The sequence below is a fragment of the Bacillus sp. TCT6 genome (assembly GCF_056033845.1).
The window spans coordinates 374897-399922 of the sequence record NZ_JBVYHX010000001.1 but is presented as its reverse complement, the minus strand read 5'-3'; the positions used below and the strand labels follow the sequence as shown (position 1 = coordinate 399922).

22 protein-coding genes are annotated in these 25026 nt (G+C 34.8%); 5 read left to right on the top strand and 17 right to left on the bottom strand.

The genetic code is table 11. The features are described 5' to 3' along the window. Positions 1-16: 16 nt before the first annotated feature. From AC0ONG_RS01835 to AC0ONG_RS01780, 12 genes are all read right to left on the bottom strand, one after another. Positions 17-1435 (bottom strand): hypothetical protein, encoded by a 1419-nt coding sequence (locus AC0ONG_RS01835; protein WP_000185132.1) that lies wholly within the window; start codon positions 1433-1435, stop codon positions 17-19. Continuing rightward, on the bottom strand, positions 1401-1958 hold the full coding sequence (locus AC0ONG_RS01830; protein ID WP_000869275.1) for an RNA polymerase sigma factor: 558 nt from the start codon (positions 1956-1958) through the stop codon (positions 1401-1403). Before AC0ONG_RS01830 ends, AC0ONG_RS01835 begins: the two co-directional genes overlap by 35 nt. 179 nt (positions 1959-2137) lie before the next feature. Then, on the bottom strand, positions 2138-2572 hold the full coding sequence (locus AC0ONG_RS01825; protein ID WP_000340518.1) for an HIT family protein: 435 nt from the start codon (positions 2570-2572) through the stop codon (positions 2138-2140). Between the two features lie 63 nt (positions 2573-2635). Next, on the bottom strand, positions 2636-3013 hold the full coding sequence (locus AC0ONG_RS01820; protein ID WP_000778854.1) for an OsmC family protein: 378 nt from the start codon (positions 3011-3013) through the stop codon (positions 2636-2638). After that, positions 2988-4418, bottom strand: a complete 1431-nt coding sequence (locus AC0ONG_RS01815) for an amino acid permease (protein ID WP_001187093.1) — start codon at positions 4416-4418, stop codon at positions 2988-2990. Before AC0ONG_RS01815 ends, AC0ONG_RS01820 begins: the two co-directional genes overlap by 26 nt. A gap of 204 nt (positions 4419-4622) precedes the next feature. Then, positions 4623-5267 carry an amino acid ABC transporter permease gene (locus AC0ONG_RS01810; RefSeq protein WP_000345975.1) on the bottom strand — a complete coding sequence of 215 codons (645 nt, stop codon included), beginning with the start codon at positions 5265-5267 and terminating at the stop codon, positions 4623-4625. Further along, complete coding sequence (locus AC0ONG_RS01805) at positions 5268-5924, bottom strand: amino acid ABC transporter permease (RefSeq protein WP_474203508.1); 657 nt, start codon at positions 5922-5924, stop codon at positions 5268-5270. 87 nt (positions 5925-6011) lie between these two features. Further along, the gene (gene glnH, locus AC0ONG_RS01800; protein ID WP_000916489.1) at positions 6012-6842 is read right to left on the bottom strand and encodes a glutamine ABC transporter substrate-binding protein GlnH; all 831 of its coding nucleotides are present in this window, start codon (positions 6840-6842) and stop codon (positions 6012-6014) included. A 12-nt stretch (positions 6843-6854) separates the two neighbouring features. Continuing rightward, positions 6855-7586 carry an amino acid ABC transporter ATP-binding protein gene (locus AC0ONG_RS01795; RefSeq protein WP_003276651.1) on the bottom strand — a complete coding sequence of 244 codons (732 nt, stop codon included), beginning with the start codon at positions 7584-7586 and terminating at the stop codon, positions 6855-6857. Positions 7587-7717: 131 nt separating this feature from the next. After that, complete coding sequence (locus AC0ONG_RS01790) at positions 7718-9178, bottom strand: alanine/glycine:cation symporter family protein (protein WP_000387172.1); 1461 nt, start codon at positions 9176-9178, stop codon at positions 7718-7720. 159 nt (positions 9179-9337) lie between these two features. Next, entirely contained in the window at positions 9338-10309 is a 972-nt protein-coding gene (locus AC0ONG_RS01785) for a phosphotransferase enzyme family protein (RefSeq protein WP_000401652.1), read from the bottom strand. A 23-nt stretch (positions 10310-10332) separates the two neighbouring features. Next, positions 10333-11019, bottom strand: coding sequence for a CPBP family intramembrane glutamic endopeptidase (locus tag AC0ONG_RS01780; protein ID WP_017762785.1), 687 nt, complete (start codon positions 11017-11019; stop codon positions 10333-10335). Between the two features lie 150 nt (positions 11020-11169). Here AC0ONG_RS01780 and gerKA point away from each other — a divergent pair, with 150 nt between their 5' ends. From gerKA to gerKC, 3 genes are read left to right on the top strand one after another with little or no spacing between them, the layout of a single operon-like run. After that, positions 11170-12672, top strand: coding sequence for a spore germination protein GerKA (gene gerKA, locus AC0ONG_RS01775; RefSeq protein ID WP_000139245.1), 1503 nt, complete (start codon positions 11170-11172; stop codon positions 12670-12672). Then, positions 12653-13759, top strand: a complete 1107-nt coding sequence (locus tag AC0ONG_RS01770; protein WP_074789907.1) for a GerAB/ArcD/ProY family transporter — start codon at positions 12653-12655, stop codon at positions 13757-13759. The genes gerKA and AC0ONG_RS01770 overlap by 20 nt, the downstream gene beginning before the upstream one ends. Further along, complete coding sequence (gene gerKC, locus AC0ONG_RS01765) at positions 13740-14864, top strand: spore germination protein GerKC (protein ID WP_017762783.1); 1125 nt, start codon at positions 13740-13742, stop codon at positions 14862-14864. The genes AC0ONG_RS01770 and gerKC overlap by 20 nt, the downstream gene beginning before the upstream one ends. 31 nt (positions 14865-14895) lie before the next feature. On the opposite strand, the gene treC is transcribed toward gerKC, so the two are convergent. From treC to treR, 3 genes are all read right to left on the bottom strand, one after another. Then, positions 14896-16557 (bottom strand): alpha,alpha-phosphotrehalase, encoded by a 1662-nt coding sequence (gene treC, locus AC0ONG_RS01760; protein WP_000656107.1) that lies wholly within the window; start codon positions 16555-16557, stop codon positions 14896-14898. Positions 16558-16570: 13 nt separating this feature from the next. Then, complete coding sequence (treP, locus tag AC0ONG_RS01755; protein ID WP_000513939.1) at positions 16571-17998, bottom strand: PTS system trehalose-specific EIIBC component; 1428 nt, start codon at positions 17996-17998, stop codon at positions 16571-16573. Between the two features lie 142 nt (positions 17999-18140). Then, a complete protein-coding gene (gene treR / locus AC0ONG_RS01750; RefSeq protein ID WP_000987242.1) occupies positions 18141-18851 on the bottom strand; it encodes a trehalose operon repressor in 711 nt (236 codons plus the stop codon). A 452-nt stretch (positions 18852-19303) separates the two neighbouring features. Here treR and AC0ONG_RS01745 point away from each other — a divergent pair, with 452 nt between their 5' ends. Continuing rightward, entirely contained in the window at positions 19304-20701 is a 1398-nt protein-coding gene (locus AC0ONG_RS01745) for an amino acid permease (protein WP_000448446.1), read from the top strand. Between the two features lie 31 nt (positions 20702-20732). On the opposite strand, the gene AC0ONG_RS01740 is transcribed toward AC0ONG_RS01745, so the two are convergent. Beyond that, positions 20733-22436 (bottom strand): putative bifunctional diguanylate cyclase/phosphodiesterase, encoded by a 1704-nt coding sequence (locus tag AC0ONG_RS01740; RefSeq protein ID WP_000893348.1) that lies wholly within the window; start codon positions 22434-22436, stop codon positions 20733-20735. A 482-nt stretch (positions 22437-22918) separates the two neighbouring features. Continuing rightward, positions 22919-23272 (bottom strand): hypothetical protein, encoded by a 354-nt coding sequence (locus AC0ONG_RS01735; RefSeq protein WP_001106369.1) that lies wholly within the window; start codon positions 23270-23272, stop codon positions 22919-22921. A 213-nt stretch (positions 23273-23485) separates the two neighbouring features. On the opposite strand from AC0ONG_RS01735, the gene AC0ONG_RS01730 reads away from it, so the two are divergent. Beyond that, complete coding sequence (locus AC0ONG_RS01730; RefSeq protein ID WP_000743027.1) at positions 23486-25015, top strand: cardiolipin synthase; 1530 nt, start codon at positions 23486-23488, stop codon at positions 25013-25015. Positions 25016-25026: the final 11 nt, after the last annotated feature.

Below are 25026 nucleotides of genomic sequence, written 5' to 3'. Positions count from 1 at the left end.
TGTTCCTATTGTTTTATTATTGACGAATGTCAAACCACCAACGATTTTTCGAATTCATATTCTCAGTTCCACTAAAACCACTGTAACGGAAAGCATCAAGGAAAATTGAATCTAGTTTATCCTCATCCACAAAATAACCTAAATTAACTTTCATCGTTTGGCCAGGTAGGATACTGCCAATATTGTAAAAGCTTTTTCCATCTCCGTGAGGTTCTAAATAATCGACTTCGCCCGTCATAATATTTTTTTCCGCAATTCCATCTCTTTCAGCGTAATTCCATACATTACCTTTACCTTTAAGCACTTGTATGGATGGAGTCATATAGATTTCTTCTGTCGCCTGTTTACCAATATTTTTCACTGTTGTTGTCAGGTAGACAAATTTAGGACGAATTAATTTTGACTCTACTAATGTATCAATTGAATCTTTACCATTTCCAACTTTATATTCATCCCGTCTATATGGTATCAATTGTCCCGCTTGATCCAAAGCTTGATTCTCGCTTAGTCTTCCTAATCCCATTTCATTAAAGTTTTCTTGCTTAAAATCTTTGATTGAATCAAAAGTTTCAACTTTTTCTATCACATATTCAATTTGGCTCTGATCCATAGATATCTTTACTGGAACCTTTTGCCCTATATGAAATAGTCGTTTGCTATCTTTTTTCAAAGGAATCACCTTAGTTGTTTTACCTTCTTGGCTAAAATACTTTTTATCATAATCGCTTATATGTGATGACTTTTCTTTTGACGTGGGCTCAAGTGAAATGCTCCCTAACACATCTATCATTTGCTCTTCGTTTATATCGTTTCCAATATAACTTTGTAACATAATTCCCTCTTCCTCAAAATAGAGAAAAATCACTCTATTAAACATTAAATCTTTATTACCAGTTTCTCTATGGACAATTACTGCCTTCTTACCATTTATCTCTTTTTCTTCATAACTTTTCGAGTACAGAGTTGGAAAATCTGAATTCTCCCCTACTCTCCAAAGTGCGAATGAAAATCCACCCATTGCGTAGTTATCTTTAAACGAATATTTCATAGCAGAGTCATCAATTGCCTCCATATTTTCTGGTAATTTATCAATTTTCAGCTTATACCACTTATCAGCCTTTTTCGTGTCCTTATTTGTTACCGACACATTTACTTCATAATTTTGTTTTTGAACAATCATATTATAGACTTTTACTGCACCAAAAACGGTTGTCGGCATACCAATCAATAAGCAGGCAGCAGCGATTAACATACGATGTCTTTTACTCTTTTTCTGTGGTCGCTCGCCCTTCAGCTTCATTTCCTCCATAAACAGTTTCTTTTTGCGCGTATATGTATGTGAAAATTCATGTTGTTCTTCGGATTTATCAAAATCATCTAAAGCAATTTTTTCAGCAAGTTCATATATTTCTTTGGAGTTCTTTGAATTCGTCATGTTGTATACCTCCTATCATATTTTGGACTCGTTTTCGAGCGCGTTCAAACTGCTTGCGGACATTAGCCTCCGTAATCCCCATTACACTTGAAATTTCTTGATACGTTAAGTTATAGAAGACTTTGTACTTAAACACCTGTCTGTTAGATTCATTTAACTCTTTTAGCAATGTATCAATTTGAACCTCAGACATTTTACGTTTTTCCCACTCTTCAATATTTTCATCCACTGCTTCTATTGATTCTCTTTCATATTCTTCTAAAAATGTTTCATGTCGTTTATTTTTCCGGTAACTATCAATCGCCTTGTTTTTCGCGATCCTCAAAATATAGCGTTTAAGCTCTTCAGTGCTCAAGCTATGGAGCTTTTCCAAGTTCTTATAAAGAGTAATAAACGTCTCTTGAACCGCATCTTCAGCCTGTTGAATATTATTTAAAATAGAATACGCTACATAATAAATTTTTTGTTCGTACAACTCGTATAGCTCTTCCATCTTTTCATAATCGTTATTTGTAACTTTCATATAATTCCTCCTCTCACTCTATATAACGAATGAGCACTGTACTTTGTGACACTGCAAAATCTTTTTATAGATAAAATTTAATAATAGAATAAACAAAAGCCCAATTTCTCTATTGTAACTGAGAAATTGGGCTTTTTAATATTAGAATTTTCCTGACTGTATCTCTAAGAAAAATTCTTTTACACCTTTTCAATATGCAGTATTTGCTCTATCGCTTCTTTTAACAAATTCTTTGTCTCTTCAAAGTTATGATTCTTCTTTTCCTCCGGTTGCACCGTATAAAACTCAGCAAACGAACGCTCTTTATATCTTGGTACGACATGCATATGGTAATGTGTTAACTCGTTAAATACTCCACCATTTTGACAAACTGTAATTCCATCTGGTTTATATAATGCCTTAATCGCTTTTGCAATCAGCTTAGAAGCATCCATAATTGATCTTGCTACAACGTCATCTAATTCTTCTACTTCTACAACATGTTGCTTTGGCACAATTAAAGTATGTCCTGGGTAGAAAGGCGCATGATCTAAAAAGCAAGTTACATAATCATCTTCATATACTTTATATATTTTTTCCTCTTCGTTTGCTAATTTACAACCTAAACAGTCCACTACACTTTCCCCTCTTTCTAAAAACATAAAAACGTGAGAATACGGCTCTCACGTTTTTATGTTTCATTTTATTAGTTCAATTGTTTCCGTAACCTTTATACTATCTTTTACAGATTGAACAATCGTACAATTTTTCACTGCAAGCTGCAATGCTTTGTCCAACTGCTCTTCTGTAATGTTTTCCGCTTTAATTTTATATTGCAAATGAACACTTTCAACTGGTTTGGATAAAGCTTCACTTCTACCAATTTCAGTTTCGATCGTAAACGTATCGTATGTAATACGTTTCTTTTCTAAAATTGTTCGAAAGACAATTGCACTACATCCTGCGATAGAAGAAACGAGTAATTGTAACGGTGAATACCCGTTTTCTTTTCCAATCGCTAATTGAGCGTACGATAAATCTGCCTTTATATCATCGTGTTTGATTGTTAGTTTCATTTGTTTTGTCCATCTCCACTTTCATCGGTTTCTGCTGTTTCTTACTCATATAATAATAATATATATAGCAGAAAATGATAAATGGAATACCGCAGTATAACGCCATTCTTTGTTCAGGAATAAACGCTAAACTAATAACAACGATGCTATTTGTAATTAAAGCTAAAATTGGAACAATCGGATATAGTGGTGTTCTATACTTTAAGTCCTCTAACTTTCCTCCGCCTTTTATATACTGACTTCTAAAGCGAAGTTGCGATAGAGCAATAATGATCCAACTTGAAACAGCCGATAAACCAGCTATCGATAATAAGTACATGTATACTGTATCTTCTGCAAGGAAACTTGTGAATAGGGATAATCCAGCTACCGCAATCGTTACGACTAGCGCTGTAATTGGAATACCACGTTTATTTACTTTCTTGAAAGAAGTTGGTGCCATTCCTTCATTTGCAAGTGACCATAATATACGTGTCGCTGCATATAATCCAGAGTTCGCTACAGATAATAACGCAGTAATAATAACAAAGTTCATAATATCAGCTGCATATGGAATACCGATTTTATCAAATACAACTACGAATGGACTTTCAATTACGCCTGCTTCCTTCCAAGAAATTAATCCTACTAAAATTGTCATTGTTAAAATGAAGAATAACATAATGCGCCATACTGTATTACGGATCGCACGTGGAATTGTTTTTTCTGGATTTTCACTTTCTCCCGCTGCAATCCCGATTAACTCTGTTCCTTGGAACGAGAAGTTAACTGTAATCATTGTAAGTAATACGGCAGCTAGTCCATTCGGGAAAAGTCCACCATCGCTTACAAAGTTAGAGAAAAGAGGTGCTGCTTCTTTTCCGTCATATGATATAAATCCTAATAATGCACTACCACCAAGAACAACAAATGCAAGGATTGTAATTACTTTAATACTAGAAAACCAAAATTCTAATTCAGCGTAGCTTTTCGCTGAGATAGCATTTGACGCATATAGAATAACGCCGAATACAAGGCACCATACCCAAACATCAACATTTGGAAACCATCTTTTCATCATTAAACCTATTGACGTTAATTCTAGACCCACTGTTACTGCCCAGCCGAGCCAGTATAACCAACCAATCATAAAGCCTGTTCCTGGTCCAATAAACTTCGTTGCATACTTTTGGAAAGATCCCGAAACCGGCATTGCTACCGTTAACTCTCCAAGACAAAGCATTGTTAAATACATAATAAATCCGCCTACTAAATATGAAAGGATGGCCCCCCCTGGTCCAGCCTGATTAATGGTGTAACCCGAACCTAAGAAAAAACCAGTTCCAATTACACCACCAAGTGCGATCATAAATAAATGTCTACTCTTCATCGTACGATGTAATTTCTCATTCGTTGGTTGCTGCATCTAAATCCTCCCCCTACAAATACCCCTATATCTTGTTAAAATTTTCTGATAATAAAAATATACACGAAAGCGATTACATTTTCTATATAAAATTAAAACTTTTCTGATAAAATAATATAAAAAATCTAATTATAGCTAGATTTAGATTCTATTTAGAGGAAAATAAGGAGAAACAAGGAAAAACCCTTACATATATTGTAAGGGTTAACGAAGTTCTAATCTTCTGGATAAAATTGATAAACTATAATTTACGATAAAGTACATACAAGCTACTACCATAAACGTTGGAATCATATAATTCACATTTTGCCCGCTAATAATTTGAGCATTATGCATAAGCTCTGGCAGTGATATAACAACTGCTAATGCTGTATCTTTCAGCAATGAAATAAATTGACTGACAAGCGGTGGAACCATTCTTCTTAATGCTTGTGGTAAAATGATATGCCAAAGCGCTTGCACATACGTTAATCCTGAAGATCTTGCGGCCTCAATTTGTCCTTTTTCAATCGATAATAGACCACTTCGAACAATTTCAGATATCATTGCTGCTTCAAATATTGTTAAAGCAACAATTACAGCTGTTATAATTTCTAATTTCAAGCCTGCTTCTGGTAGTGCAAAATACGTGAAAAATATAATCAAAAGTAGTGGTAAATTTCGAATTACTTCAACGATAATTCCTAATACTTGTGAGACGACAGGTATTTTCATGTAGCGCAATATCCCTATTACACTACCAATAATAAAGCTAAGTACAATTGCTACGAGCGCTACCTCTAACGTTATAAGTAATCCTTTTAATAAAAATAGAATATGATCCCCTGTAATTGCTCCCTTAAAATCCATTTACACCGCCTCCTTTGCTAAGCGTTTTTCTAAATAACGCACTAGCATACTGAGCGGAATTGTTAATATTAAATAAAACATCCCGACAAATATATATACATCAAACGTAACAAACGTCTTCGTTGAAATTAAATCTCCTTGATACATTAAATCAGTACCAGCAATAATTCCAAGTATTGAGGAGTTTTTAACTAAATTGAGAAACTGGTTTCCTAAAGGGGGAATTACAATTTTCATAGCTTGAGGTAAAACGACATGGTACATTGCTTGCGTATAAGTCAATCCTGAGGAACGTGCTGCTTCCATCTGACCTTTCTCGACTGATAGAATACCAGCGCGAATAACTTCCGCAATAAACGCTGCTGTATATACGGTAAGCGTAACTGTTCCTGCTACAAAACCATTTAAAGTAATTCCTATTACAGGTAACGCGAAATAAAATATAAATGCAATTAATACGAGTGGAATATTTCTTACAAACTCTACAAAAGCTGAACCTACCCAATTTAAAATACGAATCGGTGCGATGCGCATTACTGCCAAAATTACTCCTAAAATAAAACTGCCTATCAATGCAATTACACTAGACATAACTGTATATTTAAATCCTTCTAAATACATATCAATGTTATTCGTTAATATAGAAAAATCAGGCACATATTCTCCCCTCTTTCTTTACAAGAAGAGGATGAGCACTCTCATCCTCTCACTTTTACTATTTATCAAGAAAAATAAAGTTTCACTTTACTTCTCTTGTTTTTGACCGATCCATTTTTCATACAATTTATCGTATTCCCCGCTCGCCTTCATATCTTTTAGTAAGTTATTAATCTCTTTCGTTAAATCGTCTGCACCTTTTTGCACTGCAATTCCGTACGGTTCATCTGTAAAAATTTTTCCTACTACTTCATAATTAGAATCTTGTTTTGCCATTCCGTAAAGGATTGCATTATCTGTCGTTAACACATCACCTTTACCTGCCTTTAACGCTGTAAATGCCTCACTATAATTTTCAAATTCTAATACAGTCGCTTCTGGTGACTTTTGACGAATGTTATTTGTAGATGTTGATCCTTTTACAGCTAATACTTTAACGCCTTGTTTTATATCATCGATGCTCTTAATATTGCTTCCTTTTTTCACAAGTAACGATTGTCCGGCTTTAAAATATACATCTGAGAAATCCACTTCTTTTTTGCGCTCTTCCGTAATTGTCATTGTCGCAATAATTGCATCAATATCACCATTTTTCAGCATTGGAATACGTGTTTTAGACGTTACTTCTTTCAGCTCTAGCTTCTTTTCATCTCCAAGAATTTTTTTCGCAAGTGCCTTCGCAACATCAACATCGAATCCTTCTACTTGCCCTGTTGAAGGATTTTTTAATCCAAATAAATTCGTATCATTCTTCACCCCGACTACTAATTTTCCTCGTTTCTTAATTTGCTCAACAGCCCCGCCTTGCTTCGTATTTGTTTCCTTTGCCTCATCTTTCTTACTTCCGCATCCAGCAACAACAAGCACGAATAAACATGAAAATACGATTAAAGTAAATAACTTTTTCATTTTAAGCATGAAATTCCTCCTCTAATGATTTAGCACCCGACTTAAAAATAAACGAGCTCTTTCTTGTTCAGGATTTGCAAAAAATTGCGCCGGTGTCGTATCTTCAATAATTTGACCATCATCCATAAATAAAATCCGATCTGCTACTTCTCGCGCAAATCCCATTTCATGCGTGACAACGACCATTGTCATCCCTTCTTTAGCTAGCGTTTTCATAACATCAAGTACTTCCCCGATCATCTCCGGATCAAGAGCAGACGTAGGCTCATCGAACAGCATAATTTCCGGCTGCATCGTAAGTCCTCTAGCAATTGCTACTCTTTGCTGTTGTCCTCCGGATAATTGATGCGGATATACATTAGCCTTCTCCGGGATTCCTACTTTCTCTAAATAAAACATCGCTGTTTTCTCTGCTTCTTCTTTGGAAACTTTATTTACTTTAATCGGTGCTAGTGTAATATTTTGCAGAACTGTTTTATGTGGGTATAAATAAAAATGTTGAAAGACCATCCCAATATTTCGCCGCAATTCATTCATGTCCGTCTTTTTATTGTGTACCTCTGTATTTTGTACAATTAATTCTCCATCTGTAATTGCCTCTAATTGATTTATACATCGAAGCAATGTACTTTTTCCTGATCCTGAAGGCCCGACAACTACTACCACTTCTCCTTTTTTCACTTGCACATTAATATTTTTCAAAACTTGAAAATTACCATAATATTTATTTACATTACGAAATTCTATCAACATACTCCCCCTTCCCCTAACAACGCATGTACATTCTTTTTATATTCAAAAATAGTCCCAAAAATAACTTTCAGCTTCAATTTGTCCATAAAAAAAGCAAAGGGTTTCCCCTTTGCTTCTTCATTTCTATTCTATTAAGATACTTCTTCTTTCTTATCTTTCCCGTATTCATGCTCCCAAAAATCAGCATTTTTAATTCCTAATGGCTGCGGATCGAATACTGGATCTTTTCCTTCTTTTTTCTGTTTTTCATAATCCTTTAATGCGACTAATGCAGGTTTTTGTAATAATAAAATCGCAATGATATTTACCCATGCCATAATTCCTACACCGATATCACCTAAAGCCCACGCCGTTGCTGCTGTTTTAATACAGCCGTAGAATACAGCTCCTAAAAAAACAAATTTTAGTACAATAGACAACCAAGGACGGTCTTTATCACGATTTAAGTACGCGATATTCGTTTCTGCAATGTAGTAATACGCCATAATTGTTGTAAACGCGAAGAATAATAACGAGATTGCAACGAAACCGTTTCCAAATCCAGGGAAAACAGATTCTACCGCCGCCTGTGTATATCCTGGTCCTGGCTGAGCGCCATTTAATTTATTAACGATAAAGTTTTTTCCGCTTGCATCAAATACGTTATACATGCCTGTAATAATCATCATAAATGCTGTTGCTGAACAAACAAATAATGTATCAATGTAAACGGAAAATGCTTGCACTAAACCTTGCTTAGCTGGATGTGATACTTCAGCTGCTGCTGCTGCATGTGGTCCAGTTCCTTGCCCTGCTTCATTGGAATAAATACCTCGTTTTACTCCCCAAGAAATTGCTAAACCGATAATACCACCGAAAGCCGCTTCTAATGCAAAAGCACTTCTTATAATTAGCATAAATGCTTCTGGCAACTTTTCAATATTCATAGCAACAATAACGCAAGCTACTAAAATATAACCAACTGCCATAAACGGTACGACAACTTGTGCAACGTTAACAATTCGCTTTACTCCACCGAAGATGATAATAGCTAGTACAACAACTAATAAAGCCCCTGATACGGTAGTGTTAATTCCAAAAGCTGTTTCTAAACTTACAGCAATACTATTTGCCTGCACACCTGGCAGTAAAAGCCCCGTTGCAAGAATTGTCGCTGCAACGAATACTAATGCATACCATTTCACACCTAAACCTTTTTCAATGTAATAAGCAGGTCCACCACGAAACTGTCCTTGATGTTTCGTCTTATATATTTGCGCTAATGTAGATTCTATATAAGCTGATCCTGCTCCTAAAAAGGCCACTGCCCACATCCAAAATACAGCTCCTGGTCCACCGAAGGCAACCGCTGTTGCTACCCCAGCTATATTCCCCGTCCCAACGCGTCCTGATAACGAAAGTGCTAACGCTTGAAATGAAGAAACACCAGCCTCTGATTTTTCACCTTGAAATGTCAGCTTCACCATTTCTCCTACATGCCTTACTTGTAAAAACCTCGTTCGAATGGAAAAATATAAACCTACTCCTAAACATAAATAAACAAGTGCTGGACTCCAAACAATATTATTTAACCAATTCACGAAAGCTTCCAACATTCCCCCTCCTTCTTTATAAAGAATATTCAGAATATATATAAAATTATAAGTGTATACTGAATCTAGGACAATATTATTTTAATAAAGTAAACATATTTTTGTATAAAAAAACAAAGTATATATTTGTTTTATATACTTTGTTTCGAACTAAATGTATTATATATTCACAATTGCTTCTCTTTTTATAATTCTTTCATATAGCTCTTCTGATAATTCTCGGAAGTTATCTGGCATACCTTTCCCCTTAAACTTCTTTTGAAGTGTACCGTATAAACCAACATCACGTAGACGTAAAAACAACGGTAACGATTCATACCAACTATCCGCCAGTCTGTGCTCATGCTCATAGCCTTTTCGTAACACTTGTAGCTGTTTACGAGCAAAGTCTGTCTTCTCTTCCGCTGTCCATGGTGTAAATAAAATAGAGTAATAGAGAACCATCGCTAAATCATGTATAAAGTAATTATAAGCCGCATCATCAAAATCAAAGATTGTTAGCTCTTTACCATCATAATGAAAATTACCGGGATGGATATCACCGTGCATAAGACCGAACGTTTCTCTTTCAACTGGAAGGGCCTTAATCTCATCCATTAATACCGCTGCAATCTTTTTCACTTGATCATCTTCTAATTCATTAACAATTCCACTTTCGTCTTCTTCCCACGTATCACGATAGTCTGTTTTAGGATAGCTCATTGTTAGGCGATGCAGTTGTCCAATCGCTTTTCCCCATGCTTCAAAATAATCATCTCCCCAATAAGGCGATCCTTCCCCTTTTACTTGCTCACCTTTTGCATATGTAAATAAAGAAGCAAAAAAGAAAGTGCCATCTTCCGCTCCAATTTCTTCTACAAGATTTTGAGAAGTTGAGTTAAGAGGTCCTGCTACCTTTGCCCCATGCTCCGCAACATACCGTAAAAAATCTAGTTCAGCTTCGACTTCTTTTTTTGAACGATGAGAAGAGTGGGTTAAACGTAATACGTAATCTTCACCACGATCGCCCTTCGCCTTAAAAATATAATTTTCAAAATCTCCAAGTGGTTTTTCTTCCACTGCTACATGAAACAAACTCGCCGCTCTTTTTAAAATCTCTTTTGTAAAAACACGTTCTACAGCTATTTCCATATGTATCCCTCCTATATATCTTCTTAATTCGACACAAATGTTAAAAGTACTGCTATGAAATTAAATAGTGCGTGGGCAATTATAGCTGATAAAATAGAATTTGTTTTCTCATATAACCACGCAAATACTACTCCACTAAAAAAATTCACTGGTAATGTGTTATATGTTGGAATATGAACAACGGTAAATATTATAGAACTTATAAGCACTCCACCCCATATACCATATCTATCACGAAAAAATGTATAAAAAACACCTCGATATAAAATCTCTTCATAAATTGGTGATATAACTGCTGCTCCAATTACCGCGATACAGAACGAATATATTGATTTATCATTTTGAACCGTCTCCGTTTTACTATTTTCAAAAGAAATACCCATTTTCTCCATTATCATTAATACAGCAACACTAACTACAATTAAGGTAATCAATGCTATAACTGTCCATAAAAAATCTTTCCATGAAAGCTTTCGAATTCCAATATCTTTCCAAGACAGTTGATATCTTTTTATACAAAAAAGATAAACTACAGTAGTAAATATCACCGCCATTATAAATCCCATTAATACTCCCGCATATAATGAGTTCCCTATTATTTTTAAAGCATATTCATAAAAAAGAGATTCAACTGTTATTGGGACAATAAGAAATACGAAAACTAATAAATATAAAATTTCTTTCCATCCCCACATATGCCTCAAAGTCATCTATATCATCCCCTATATCCTATTTTCTACAGTATAAAAGATGACGTAACGTAACTTTCAAGCTACTTTTTTAAAAATAATCCAAGCATAAATTTCTCACAAAAAGAAAAAATTAACAGAAGTAACTTTATTCTAAAAGAGGTGGAAATTATGACAGAGCAAAAAGAACAACAAGAGAGTAAAAACCAAAAGCATATGTTTCCATCACTTCCGGAAAACATTAATTACATTGAAAATAAGCTCTGTCACTCAGATGATATAAAAAAATTAGATATCCCTTTTCAAAATGGAAAAGGGACAATCTTATATATCGAATCTTTAGCAGACCCAAATTTAATTCATCAATTAGCTCTTGAGCCATTATTAACGCGGTCAGATTTGTCTTTAGATAAAGCTTTTTCCACATTAAATATGAAAAAAGAAACAAATTTAAATTATGGTGTACAGCTCTTATTACAAGGTAAATCATTATATTTCCATGAACATGTCGACAGTTTTTGTATTTTCGAAACAGCTTTATCTTTAAAAAGAGATATAACCGAACCTGATAATGAGGGAGTTGTCCGTGGACCGCATAACGGTTTTGTAGAAGATTTAGCAACTAATTTAACCTCTATTCGCAAACTCATTAAGAGTCCAAATTTAGTTGTTAAGTATTTTACAATCGGTGAAGAAATGCACACGAAAGTGGCAATTGCTTATATGCAAAATATAGCGAATGACGATTTAGTTACAGAAGTGAAAAGAAGATTAGAAACGATTAAAACGGATGCACTTATGTCACCAGGATACATACAAGAATTTATAGAAGATACGTCTTTCTCGCCATTTCCGCAGCAATTAAATACAGAGCGTCCAGATAGAGTCGCAGCAAATTTAATGGAAGGACGAGTTGCTATTTTATCTGACGGAGATCCAACAGCACTTATCGTACCTGTTACGTTATTCGCTTTCTATCAATCACCAGATGATTATAATAACCGCTGGATTGTCGGTTCTTTCGTCCGAATGATTCGTTTAGTAAGTTTTTTAATTGCCTTTCTCTTACCAGCTTTCTATATTGCAACTGTCGCTTTTCATCCTGATGTGTTGCCGCTCGAACTTGTGTACACAATTAAAGCTTCATTAGAGAAAGTACCACTCCCACCTATTTTTGAAGCTCTCTTAATGGAGTTAATTTTCGAATTATTACGGGAAGCTGGTATTCGTCTACCGAGCCGCGTTGGACAAACAATCGGTATTGTAGGTGGTTTAGTAATTGGTGATGCAATTGTAAAAGCCGGCCTCGTTTCTTATACAATGATTATCGTTGTAGCTTTAACTGCAATCTCATCTTTTCTCGTTCCATCAAATGATATGAGTTCCGCCGTTCGGATTCTTCGTTTTCCGTTAATGCTCCTTGCTGCTATATTCGGATATGTAGGAATATCATTCGGTCTAATTATAACTTTCGTTCACTTATGTCAGCTTCATTCTTTTCATACACCATATCTTTCTCCCCTTGCACCAATGCGGATAAAGGATATGAAAGATTCTTTCGTAAGACTTCCAATTTGGTCATTTTGGGAACGACCACATGATCCAAAACCGAAAAAAATGCAGCGCCAACATGTAACGAGAGAGGATGAGGACGGTGACAAACACGCAAAGTAAAATCTCGCTAGTTCAATTTACCTTTTTCGTTATTCAATGCCAAATCGGTGTCGGCATACTTTCTCTACCAAACCGTCTTCACCCAATTGCTAAAGGTGGTGGATGGATTTCTGCACTCATCGCTGGATTGGCAATTCAACTTATCATTTTACTTATGTGGCTTTTCTTAAAACGATTTCCTGATGCTGATATGTATGAAAGTGTTTGTATGCTATTTGGTAATAAGTTTGGAAAACTATTAGGTTTTGCTTATGTTTTTTATTTTACCCTTATCGGTATGACGGTTATGTTAAATGTTTGTAATGTCATTAAAGTGTGGATATTACAAGCAACTCCGTGGTATGCCATTCTTATGCTATTTACAATAGCTTGTTGTTATGTAGCTTATAATACGTTTAAAGTCATCGTACGATTTTATGTCATGGCCTCTATTCTCATTTTACCTATGGCGCTTTTAATTGCCCTAGGGCTTACACGAGCTGATTTTTCTTATATTTTTCCCATTACAGAGGCTGGATGGTGGAATATTATTCAAGCATCCAAAGAAACAATTACAGCCATGTATGGTTTTGAAATTATTCTTATCGCTTTCCCAAAAGTAAATGGGAATTCTGTGGAAAAACTAAAGGCCATTTCTATCGCTAATGGATTTGTAACTCTTTTTTATACTTTTACTGTTTGGATTTGCTTTATCGTATTTAGTCCAAAACAAATTGAACTTATTCCAGAACCAGTTGCTTACTTATTACGCTCCTTGCATATCGGGATTATAGACCGGACTGATTTACTATTCATTCCAATATGGATGATAACAGTTGTGGCTTCTATTGCTAGTTATTATTATGCTGCTTCAATCGGAATTGGCCATATATTCAACCTTGCTAATCATAAAAAGGCTGTTCCAATCGTTGGTATTATTGCTTTTAGTGTAGCCTTATTTATAGATACACCTGAAGAATTAAAAGTAATTGCAACTTTCACTGATAAGTTCACCTATATTTTCATCGTTGTCCTCCCTTTTTTATTTCTACTTTATTCAGTAATAAGAAAGAAGAAAGGAGAACAGTATGTTCAAAAAAAGAGTTAAATTACTTTTTATATTATGTACTAGTTCCCTCCTTTCTGGCTGTTGGGATCAAGAACCATTAAGAGAAGCAAGGTTAGCTTATAGTATTGGATCTGATATTACGGAAGAGAATAAACTCCAGCAAACAATCGAGCTCGTAAAAAGTTCGAGCGGAGAGCAATCTTCATTCGAAAATGAAATACATTCAGCAACCGGGCATAATATAAGGGATACAAGCGATGCCATAAAAAAAAATGTGACTGGAAACATTCGCTATTTCAAATATGGTGTTCAATTACTAGGAACCAAAATTCTAAAAAAAGGTATGCTACCCTATTTAGATGTCAGCTTTCGTGACCCAACAAACCCAACTGCTTTAGTAAAACTTATTGCAGTAGATGGTGAAACATCCGAGATACTAGAAAAAAAGAAAGTAGGAAATTTACTAATTGGAGATTTTCTAAAGAAAAAAGTGAAAAGCTTAGAAGATATGAGTGTATTTCCAAAAGAAACTTTAGAAACAGCCGCTACAAAAATGTTAGATCCTGGTAAAGATTTCACCCTCCCTTCTATAAAAATAAAAGGAAAAGAAGTAATTACAAACGGATTAGCTTTATTTAACGATGATAAATTAACTGGGCATTTACCTTTGAAACACTCTGTTTTATTCGTGTTATTAACCGGAAAAATGGGAACAAGTGCCCGTATAACCCAAAAACTTACTAGCGATGAATCAGAGAAGACATCTGATTATTTAACGATGGAAATTAGCAATCGAAAGTTAAAACGAGACTTAAAAATAACAACGGATAAAAAAGGAAATGTTTATGCTCACATTAAGCTTCAATTAAAAGTTATAGCGCTTGAAGCTCCGAGAGATAATCTTTACAAAATGGATGAAAGAGCCAAACTAAACAAAGAATTGTCTAAACAGCTTACGAAAGAAGCTAAAAAGATAACGAAAAAGTTACAAAAAGCAAATTGTGATGCTTTCGGTATTGGAAGACATCTTATCGCTTATCATCCTGACTTATGGAAGAAAAAAAATTGGAATAAAGATTATGCAAAAGTAAAATTCAAACCTGAGGTAGAAGTAAGCATTTTGTATAGTGGTGTCTTAAAATAAAAGGTTGTATGCCACGTGGGCATACAACCTTTTATTTCGTATATCGATAGACAATTGATTCATATGGTCTTAAGTTAAGTTTTGTAATATCCTTGCTGGAATCTTTATAATTCGACAGTAGTATTTCTTGTTTCATTCCATCTAATTGAACTTGTGTTGGTACAGAGTACGTTATTTCTTCTCCATAGAAGTTATTTATAACAAGTAGTACTTCACTTTCTGTAGTACGAGTATATGCCCAAATTTTAGGATCATTTTTATCCAAAATAGCATATTCTCCTTCTGTAATTACATCATATGTTTTTCTAAGTTCTATTAACTTTTTATAATGATAAAATACGGACTCTTTATCTTCTAATGCCTTCTCTACGTTTATTTCTGTAAAGTTTTCAGCCACTGAAATCCAAGGTGTACTTGTTGTAAAACCACTGTTCATCTCTTCATTCCACTGCATCGGAGTGCGAGAGTTGTCACGAGATTTCTGCTTTAAAATCCCTATAATCTCTTCTTTTGATAGCCCTTCTTTTAGCTTTATATCATATATATTTAACGATTCCACATCACGATATTGCTCGATGGATTCAAATTTAGGATTCGTCATACCGATTTCTTCCCCTTGATAAATATAAGGCGTTCCTTGCAGCATGTGCATGGCTGTCGCTAACATTTTTGCAGATTCGTTTCGGTATTTTCCATCATCACCAAAGCGTGACACGATGCGAGGCTGGTCATGATTACACCAAAATAACGCATTCCATCCTCCGCCCTTTTGCATTTCAATTTGCCAGTTAGACATAATCTCTTTTAATTTAATAAAATCAAACTCTGCTTTCGTCCACTTATCACCATTCGGATAATCTACTTTTAAATGATGGAAACTAAACGTCATGCTCAGTTCATTACGCTCAGGATTAGAATATTTAATACAATTATCAATTGTCGTAGATGACATTTCTCCAACTGTAATTACATCTTTTCCTGCAAAAACTTTTCGGTTCATCTCTTGTAAATATTCATGAACACGCGGACCATCTGTATAATACTTGCGTCCATCACTTGTCGCAGTATTACCTTCATCGTTTAAGAAACATTGGTCTTTTGAAATTAAGTTAATGACATCTAATCGGAATCCTGTTACCCCTTTATCCAGCCAAAAACGCATCATATCATATACTTCTTCGCGAAGTTGTTCATTTTCCCAATTTAAATCAGCTTGTGTTTCATCAAATAAATGTAAATAATATTGCTCCGTCTTCTCATCATATTTCCAAGCAGATCCACCAAACTTAGACTGCCAATTATTTTTTTCATCACGCCAAATATAGTAATTACGATATGGACTATTTTTATCTTCCTTCGCTTCTTTAAACCACTTATGTTCAGTCGAACTATGATTTACAACAATATCAAGCATAATTTCAATGTTACGTACTTTCGCTTCTGCTAAAAGTTCCTCAAACTCTTCCATCGTTCCGTAAGATGGATCAATGCTGTAGTAATCACTTACATCATATCCATTATCATTTTGTGGTGATTGGTATATCGGTGTTAACCAAATATAATCCACTCCGAGTTCTTTTAAATAATCTAGTTTCTCTGTAACCCCTTTTATATCACCGGTTTCTTTATTGTAATAGCTATTAAAGCTCTTCGGATAAATTTGATAGACTACACTTTTATGCCAATCCTTCATGTTTAACTTCCTCCTACTTCTGTTTGACTCTTTTTGCAAATAACCATGTTAAAGTAAATGGGATTACAACTGCAATAATCATTCCTACAATAAACATTGGAATCGATTTCGGAATGATAGAAATAAATGCTGGCAATCCGCCAATTCCGATAGCAGGTGCTAATACACCATTTAATGTAATGAATATCGCTGCCACAGCAGACCCTATAATCGCTGCATAGAACGGGAACTTATTTCGTAAATTCACACCAAACATCGCTGGTTCTGTAATACCGAAGTATGCTGAAATGGCTGATGTTGATGCCATACTTTTATCATTTTGATTTTTAGAAATCCAGAACATTGCAAGTGCCGCACTACCTTGCGCAATGTTAGAAAGAGCAATCATTGGCCAAATGAATGTGCCACCGTGCTGTGCAATCAATTGTAAATCAATTGCAATAAACATATGATGCATACCTGTAATTACAAGCGGTGCATATAATGCTCCAAACAATACTGCTCCAACTACTGGTACTGTTTCATATACACCTACTAATCCTACTGTTAATAAATCTCCAATATGACGTGTAACCGGACCGATAATTCCTAATGCTAACACACCTGTCACAACGATTGTTGTAATTGGTACAACTAATAATTGAATTGCATTTGGTACATGTTTCTTTAAGAAAATTTCCACTTTACTTAATACAAAAGCTGCTACTAAAACAGGTAAAATTTGTCCTTGATATCCTACCTTCTCAATTTGGAACAGTCCTAAAATATTGAAGTACTCAATCTTTTGACCCTCTAAACCAGTCGCTGCTTTTCCATAGTCCCAAGCGTTTAATAAGGCCGGGTGCACAAGCATTAATCCCATAACAATCCCTAGTATTGGACTACCACCAAAACGCTTCGTTGCTGACCACCCGACAAGTGCTGGTAAGAATACGAATGCTGTATTGGCCATCATATTAATTAAATCCCAAAGCCCGCCTAAGTTCGGATAAACATCTAATAAATTTTTCCCATCAAAAAATAAGTCCTTTGCCCCTAATAGATTGTTAATACCCATTAGTAAACCAGCTGTTACGATCGCTGGTAATATCGGCATAAATACATCCGAAAATATTTTCACAAACTTTTGAGCTGGATTTAACTTCTGATTTCCAGAATCTTTTACGTCAGCTACAGTCGATTCTTCCATACCTGCAAGCGTTATCAATTCAGCATAAACACGATCTACATCCCCTGGACCAATTACAACTTGAAATATACCAGCGTTATGAAACGCTCCTTTCACTAATGAAACAGACTGTAATTTATCATTATCTATTTTACTTTCATCTTTTAAAGCGATACGGAGCCTCGTCACACAATGTGCAGCTTGTTCAATATTGTCTTTCCCACCAATATACTGCAACACTTCCTCTGCTGTTTTACGATAGTCTTTCCCCATATTCCCGTCCCTCTTTTCTTTTTTTGATACCGTTTACAATTACATATTAACTCGTATATATAAGTTAGTCAACACTCGTATATACGAGTTTGTGTTTTTTTTTTATAAAAAAAGAGATGAAACAATATTTTGTTCCACCTCTTTACTTCCTGCGTGCCACATCCGAAAAGTGAAAAATATCTAAACGGTGGCGTGATTCTGTGTATTCAAACTGACTTCCATCATACAAATGTGTAAAGTTTTTCACAACGACAACATAGTCTGTTCCATTTAAATCTAAATACTTTCTGTCATCCTCTGTACACGGCTGTACTTCAATTACCCTCTGCGAATAACTAATATGTAGCCCAAGCTCTTTCTCAATGTATTTATAAATCGATGCAGTTGCAATTTCTTTCGTTAATCCTGGAATAAACTCAGATACAAAATGATTTATATCTAAAATTACTTTTTCTCCATCAATATTTCGTACACGTTTAATATGATCAATCTCTGTTTTTTCTTTTACATTTAATAATTTCGCAATTTCTTTTGTGGCTTTTTCTTTGTCCATTTCCACAACTTCCGTAATACAATGACGTCCTAAACGTTCATTTTCTTCTTGGAAACTTACAATACCGCCAAAATTAAATTCAATATTTTTTCGCTTTAAAACAAAAACACCTTTTCCATGAATTTTTTGCACATATCCACGCTCTTGCAGTAAATCTACAGCTTTTCTTACCGTGCCTCGGCTTGCCTCATACTGCTTCATTAATTCTGTTTCTGATGGGATTTTGCATCCCTCTTTTAATTGTTTATTATCAATAGATTTACTGATTTCTGTATAAATTTGTTCATACTTACTCATCATCTACAATAGCCCCTTGTCACCTTCTAATTCTATATGTATTATAACATGCTTCACTCTTCTGCCAATCTCTCACTTATTTTCCAGTACAAGAAAAATATAGGTAAATATTTAATCTTTAAAACGTATTTTTATAAAAATTTTTATATTTTTCTTTTCATTCAAAAAAACATGTAGTATACTAACTTCAAAATCAGAGGAGAAAGGGAGCAAAGAACTATGCTTACTTATACAACAACTGTAGTTTCATTTGCACAAAAACATCATCATCATACGTAACCCTTGAAACCTAGCGGAAAAATTACGCGTAGGTACAAGGGTTATTCCCGTTGTACCTACGCTTTGGCGAAAGAGCCATGTAGGTATTTTTTTATCTACATGGCTCTTTTTTTATTGTCAAAAAGCTAGTAAAAAATGATGTTTAAGCAAAACTTACTACAAAGGAGTTAACAAAAATGGAAACGAAAAAATGGGGATTATGGGTTTTAACAGCATTTGTTATCGGGAATATGGTTGGCGGTGGCGTATTTATGCTTCCAGCAAATTTAGCACAAGTATCAGGGCCAATGGGTTCTACACTCGCATGGAGTATTACAGGCCTTGGCGTATTTATGATTGCACTTGTATTTGGAAATTTAGCGATTCGGAAACCAGAATTAAAAGCTGGACCACAAAGCTACGCTCAAGCGATGTTTCCTTCAAAAAAAGCTGGTAAAGTTGCGGGATATAGTATGGCATGGGGATATTGGGCTGCTAACTGGGCTGCAACAGCATCTGTTATTATTTCCTTTGCTGGATATTTATCAACATTCTTTCCAGTTTTACAAAGTAAGCAAATTCTTTTTTCAATAAACGGATTTTCACTAGAACTCGGAAAAGGATTAACTTTCCTCGTATGTAGCCTTATGCTGTGGGGAATTCAATATATTCTTTCTCAAAATATTGATCGAGCTGGAAATATGAATCTACTTGCTACCATTGCAAAAATTATCGGATTTACAATGTTTATTGTAATTACATTATTCATTTTCAATGCCTCTAATTTCGGAGACGGTCAAACCTTTATGAATGAAGCAGGACAATCCATCTCGTTAGGTGGACAAATCAATTCAGCTGCTATTGCAACACTCTGGGCATTTATCGGTATTGAATCAGCAGTTATGCTTTCTAATCGTGCAAAATCACAGCGCGATGTAAAAAAAGCTACGATTTTCGGATTAATTATCGCTCTTCTTATTTACATGTCAATTACTTTACTTACAATGGGAGCTCTTCCGCAAGATGCTTTAAAAGAGTCTCAAAAACCATTAGTAGACGCATTAAATTTAGCAATTGGAAATAAAGGCGCATATATCATGGCTTTACTCGCTCTTATATCTTTATTTGGATCTACAGTTGGTTGGATTGTTGTTAGTTCAGAAGTACCTTACCAGGCAGCAAAGAATGGACTTTTCCCTAAGTTTTTCGGGAAAACAAATAAAAAAGGTAGTCCTTCAAAATCATTATTGATTACAAATGTAATGACGCAAATTTTCTTATTTTCAACGATTTCTGGTACTGTTTCAGAAGCGTATAGTTTCGCTATTGTCGTAGCAACATTAGCCTATTTAATTCCATACCTAGTTTCTACTCTGTACCAATTCAAACTGGTTATTACAGGAGAAACGTATGATATAATGCCTGGTTCTCGAATAAAGGACGGGATCATCACTACATTAGCATTTGTATACTCAATTTGGGTTATCAAAACGGGAACTGCTGATTTAAAAACGTTCTTCTTAGGAATTGGATTGTTCGTATTAGGTCTTATTCTTTATCCAGTACTAATGAAAGACTCACAAAAAACGGATTAAATAAAGAGAAGCTGCTGGCTTCTCTTTTTTATTAAAAATCTGTAATTAACTTTTCTTTTAACTCTCCTACAGATAAAGGTTTCGCATAATAAAATCCCTGTACATAATCACAGCTCATTGATTGTAACAAACTCTCTTGCTCTACTGTTTCTACCCCTTCAGCAACTACTGCTAAATTTAAACTATGAGCAATTTCAATAACAGATTTTACAATTGTTCGTTCTGGTTGCGCGTGATCATAATGAAATTCACGAATAAAATTACGATCAATTTTCACAATATCCAGTGGTAGTTGTTTTAAATAATATAAGGAAGAATAGCCAGTTCCGAAATCATCCAAAGCAATTAAAACACCCATATTTCTTAATTCTTGTAATGTAGCAATAATATAATCAAAATGGCGGACTGCAATGCTTTCCGTTATTTCTAATATTAAACGGTTCGGAGGAAAACCAGTTCTCTTTAAAATGCTACGTACAGACAAAATAAAACGTTTCTGCATTAATTGTTGTATAGATAAATTCACAGATAACTTTAGTCCTTCTTGATAATTTGGCAATGTTTTAAACAATCGGCACGATTTTTCTAATACCCAGTCTCCTAGCTTTATAATAAGTCCAGACTCTTCAGCTACCGGGATAAATTCGCTTGGTGCAATGGGGCCGTCTTCTGTCATACAGCGTACTAAAGCTTCTATACCAGAATATCTCTTCGTTTTCAAATCAATAATAGGCTGCAATGCTACATCTAACTCTTCATCACGAATTGCCTTTTGCAAAGCAAACTCAACTTTCATTCTACGATTTATTTTCGCCCGTAGCTCATCTGTAAAGAAACATGCAGCGTTTCTACCTTGTTCTTTTGCACTATACATAGCTAAGTCAGAGTTTTTCAATAACGTTTCCACGTCTAGTCCGTCTTGTGGATAAGAACAAAGTCCTAGACTAGCTGAAATGTATACTTCATGGCCTTCCAACATAAATGGTGCCTGAAAACATGACAACACAGATGTCGCTAACTGACTCATATCATCTTGCCTATGATTTTTTGTTAACAGCACAAATTCGTCGCCACCTAGCCTAGCCAGAACATCTTTCTCTCCTAGTACATAATGCAACCGTGAAGCGACTTCGCTTAAAAGTAAGTCCCCTATCATATGACCTAACGTATCATTTACTAATTTAAAACGGTCCAAATCAAAGTAAATCATACCAAATTCTTTTTTATCTGCAATCAATTTATTAACGGTTGTTATTAATTGCAAACGGTTCGGCAAACTGGTTAAAGCATCATGATAGGCAAGTTCCCTATAACGACTTTCACTTAGCCGCAATCTATGTTCTGCTTCTTTTCTACTACTAATATCATTTCGAATTGCGATAAACTGGTATGGCTCTCCTTTTTCATTTAAAAATGGAACAATTGTTGTTTTGACCCAATAATATGTACCATCTTTTGCTCGATTCCGAATCTCACCTGTCCATACTTTCCCATTCAAAATACGTTTCCATAAGTTTTGAAAAAAGGTTTTCGGATGATGTCCTGAATTTAAAATACGGTGATCTTTTCCAATTAATTCTTCTCTTTTGTATTTAGAGATTTCACAAAATTTATCATTTACATATGTAATAAGACCTTTTCGATCTGTAATTGCAACAATTGAAGACTCATCTAATGCTAACTTTAAATCTCGCAATGAAGAGTCATATAATGCATGACCTCTCTGTTCTAGCATGCGCATCTCTCCTTGCTTCCTATCTGACTAAAACACAACCTGTTTCTCTTCATAGAAATAGAGATATTTCATTTTCTAATACTAGCCCATTACATAAATTATCTTTTTAAATAGACCGATTAAAATAACATAATATTATTTGTAATAAAAAGCAATATTATACCGTTTCAATTATAACTAGTAGCTTCTCATCTCCCTAATTATTTCGCACCTTATTATACTGCAATCCTTTTAAGTGGCTCTATCCAAGCCCTGTTTCTAACTAATACCATTCACATCTGATCTCTTTACTCTTTAATAACAAAATAGAAATTAGACCATACTACATAACTATTCACGAATAATAATATGAAAATCTACATTAATGTATATGTTTTTGAATTACAATAACAAAATATTAACATATTTTCACCTTAATTTTGGAAGTATTTTATAAATAAATACCGTATTAAACTAAAAAAGAGGGTAGCCTCTTTTTTAGTTTAATACGAATATGGTATTTGCTGATAACCTGGGTATGGCATTGGATACGTTACAGGGTATGGTGATGGATAAGTTACTGGATATGGCGCTGGATAATACCCTCCACTTGCTGCACCCGTTAATGCGCCAGCTGTCAGTCCACCTAACACTCCTCCTGCAAAGCTTCCAGGGAAAAATCCGCCTCCCCATGAACTACCCCCCCAGCCCCATCCGCCTCCGTGATGATGATGGTGATCATGGTGATTGTGTCCTCCATGGTGATGATGTCCGCCGTTATGATTGTGCCCACCATGATTGTGTCCTCCATGATGATGATTCCGATAATAAAATCCATTATTTTCTATATAATTCATGTTTCTCCGCTCCTTTTCGATTTTTTCATTTTCATATGCATTAAGAGTGGGATAAAAATGTGATAGTACACTGTATGTAGGACAAATGCGGAAAGTATAGGTGAAATGTCTATATTTTGTAAAAAAAGCAAAACACCTTATAATAAAGATGTCATATTACATCTTCTATTTAAGAAATCTATATTGAAAAAAGATTAGGGGAATTATATAGAAATGAAGAAGCCTATCGTTCAGTTACTATTAATATTTACAATTGTATCTATCGTTCTGTTCCTATTAAATACATCGTATATTTCGTTATATACATTTGTCGGTGCTCTATGGTCCATCACAATCGTAGGAATTTCATTCGTTATCTTTATAGAAAATAGATCTCCACAAAGCACATTGGCATGGTTTTTAGTATTAGCACTTCTTCCTATTATAGGTGTGCTTTTATACGCTATTTTCGGGCGCAGCCGCTGGAGAAGAAAAAAACATCTCCATCGTTCAGAAGAACAAAGAAAATTATTCCGTGAAATATTAGAAGGAAGAAGACTAGAGTTATTACTCACAGTCCCACTAAATGAACGTTCCATACATTTAACAGAAGTCATACAAAAATTTGGAGGCGGTCCTGCCGCAGATAAAACAACTACAAAACTTTTAACAAACGGAGATCAAACATTTTCAGAAATTTTGCGAGCTATAGAGCAGGCAAAACATCATATACATATTCAATACTACATTTATAAATCTGATGAAATTGGTACAAAAGTTCGAGATGCTTTAATACAAAAAGCAAAAGATGGTGTTATTGTACGCTTCCTTTATGATGGTCTTGGAAGTAACACGTTAAGAAGACGATTTTTGCAACCTATGAAAGAAGCTGGGATTGAAATTGTAGAATTTGACCCTATTTTTTCAGCTTGGTTACTTGAAACTGTCAATTATCGTAACCATCGAAAAATTGTTATTGTAGATGGAGAAATTGGTTTTACCGGAGGACTCAATGTCGGTGATGAATATCTTGGCCGTTCAAAGAAATTTCCTGTTTGGCGTGATAGTCATCTAAAAATAGAAGGAAAAGCATTATATAAATTACAAGCAATCTTTCTAGAAGACTGGCTCTATGCCTCTAGTGGTTTAAATACTTATTCCTGGGATCAATTCATGAATAGACAATACTTCCCAGGTAAAGAGATTTCACATGCAGAAGGTGCTGTTCAAATCGTAGCAAGCGGACCAAGCTCCGATGATAAAAGTATTCGTAATACATTATTAGCTGTTATGGGCTCTGCAAAAAAATCCATTTGGATCGCTACACCCTACTTTATTCCAGATCAAGAAACTTTAACATTATTACGCTTAAGTGCAATTGCCGGAATAGATGTACGGATTTTATATCCAGGTAAAAGTGATAGCATCATTAGTGATCAAGCATCTCAATCCTATTTCACTCCACTTTTAAAAGCTGGTGCTTCTATTTACAGTTATAAAGATGGTTTTATGCATGCAAAAATTGTACTCGTTGATGATACAATTGCAACTATCGGAACAGCGAACATGGATGTACGTAGCTTTGAATTGAATTACGAAATTATTAGCGTACTTTATGAATCAAAAACAGTTCACGATATTAAACGTGATTTTGAAAAAGATTTTAAACATTCAACTGAAATTAAATGGAACTCTTTCCAAAAAAGAAGTATAAAAAAACGCATATTGGAGTCTTTCATGAGGCTCATTTCTCCTTTACTGTAAGCAATCAACTT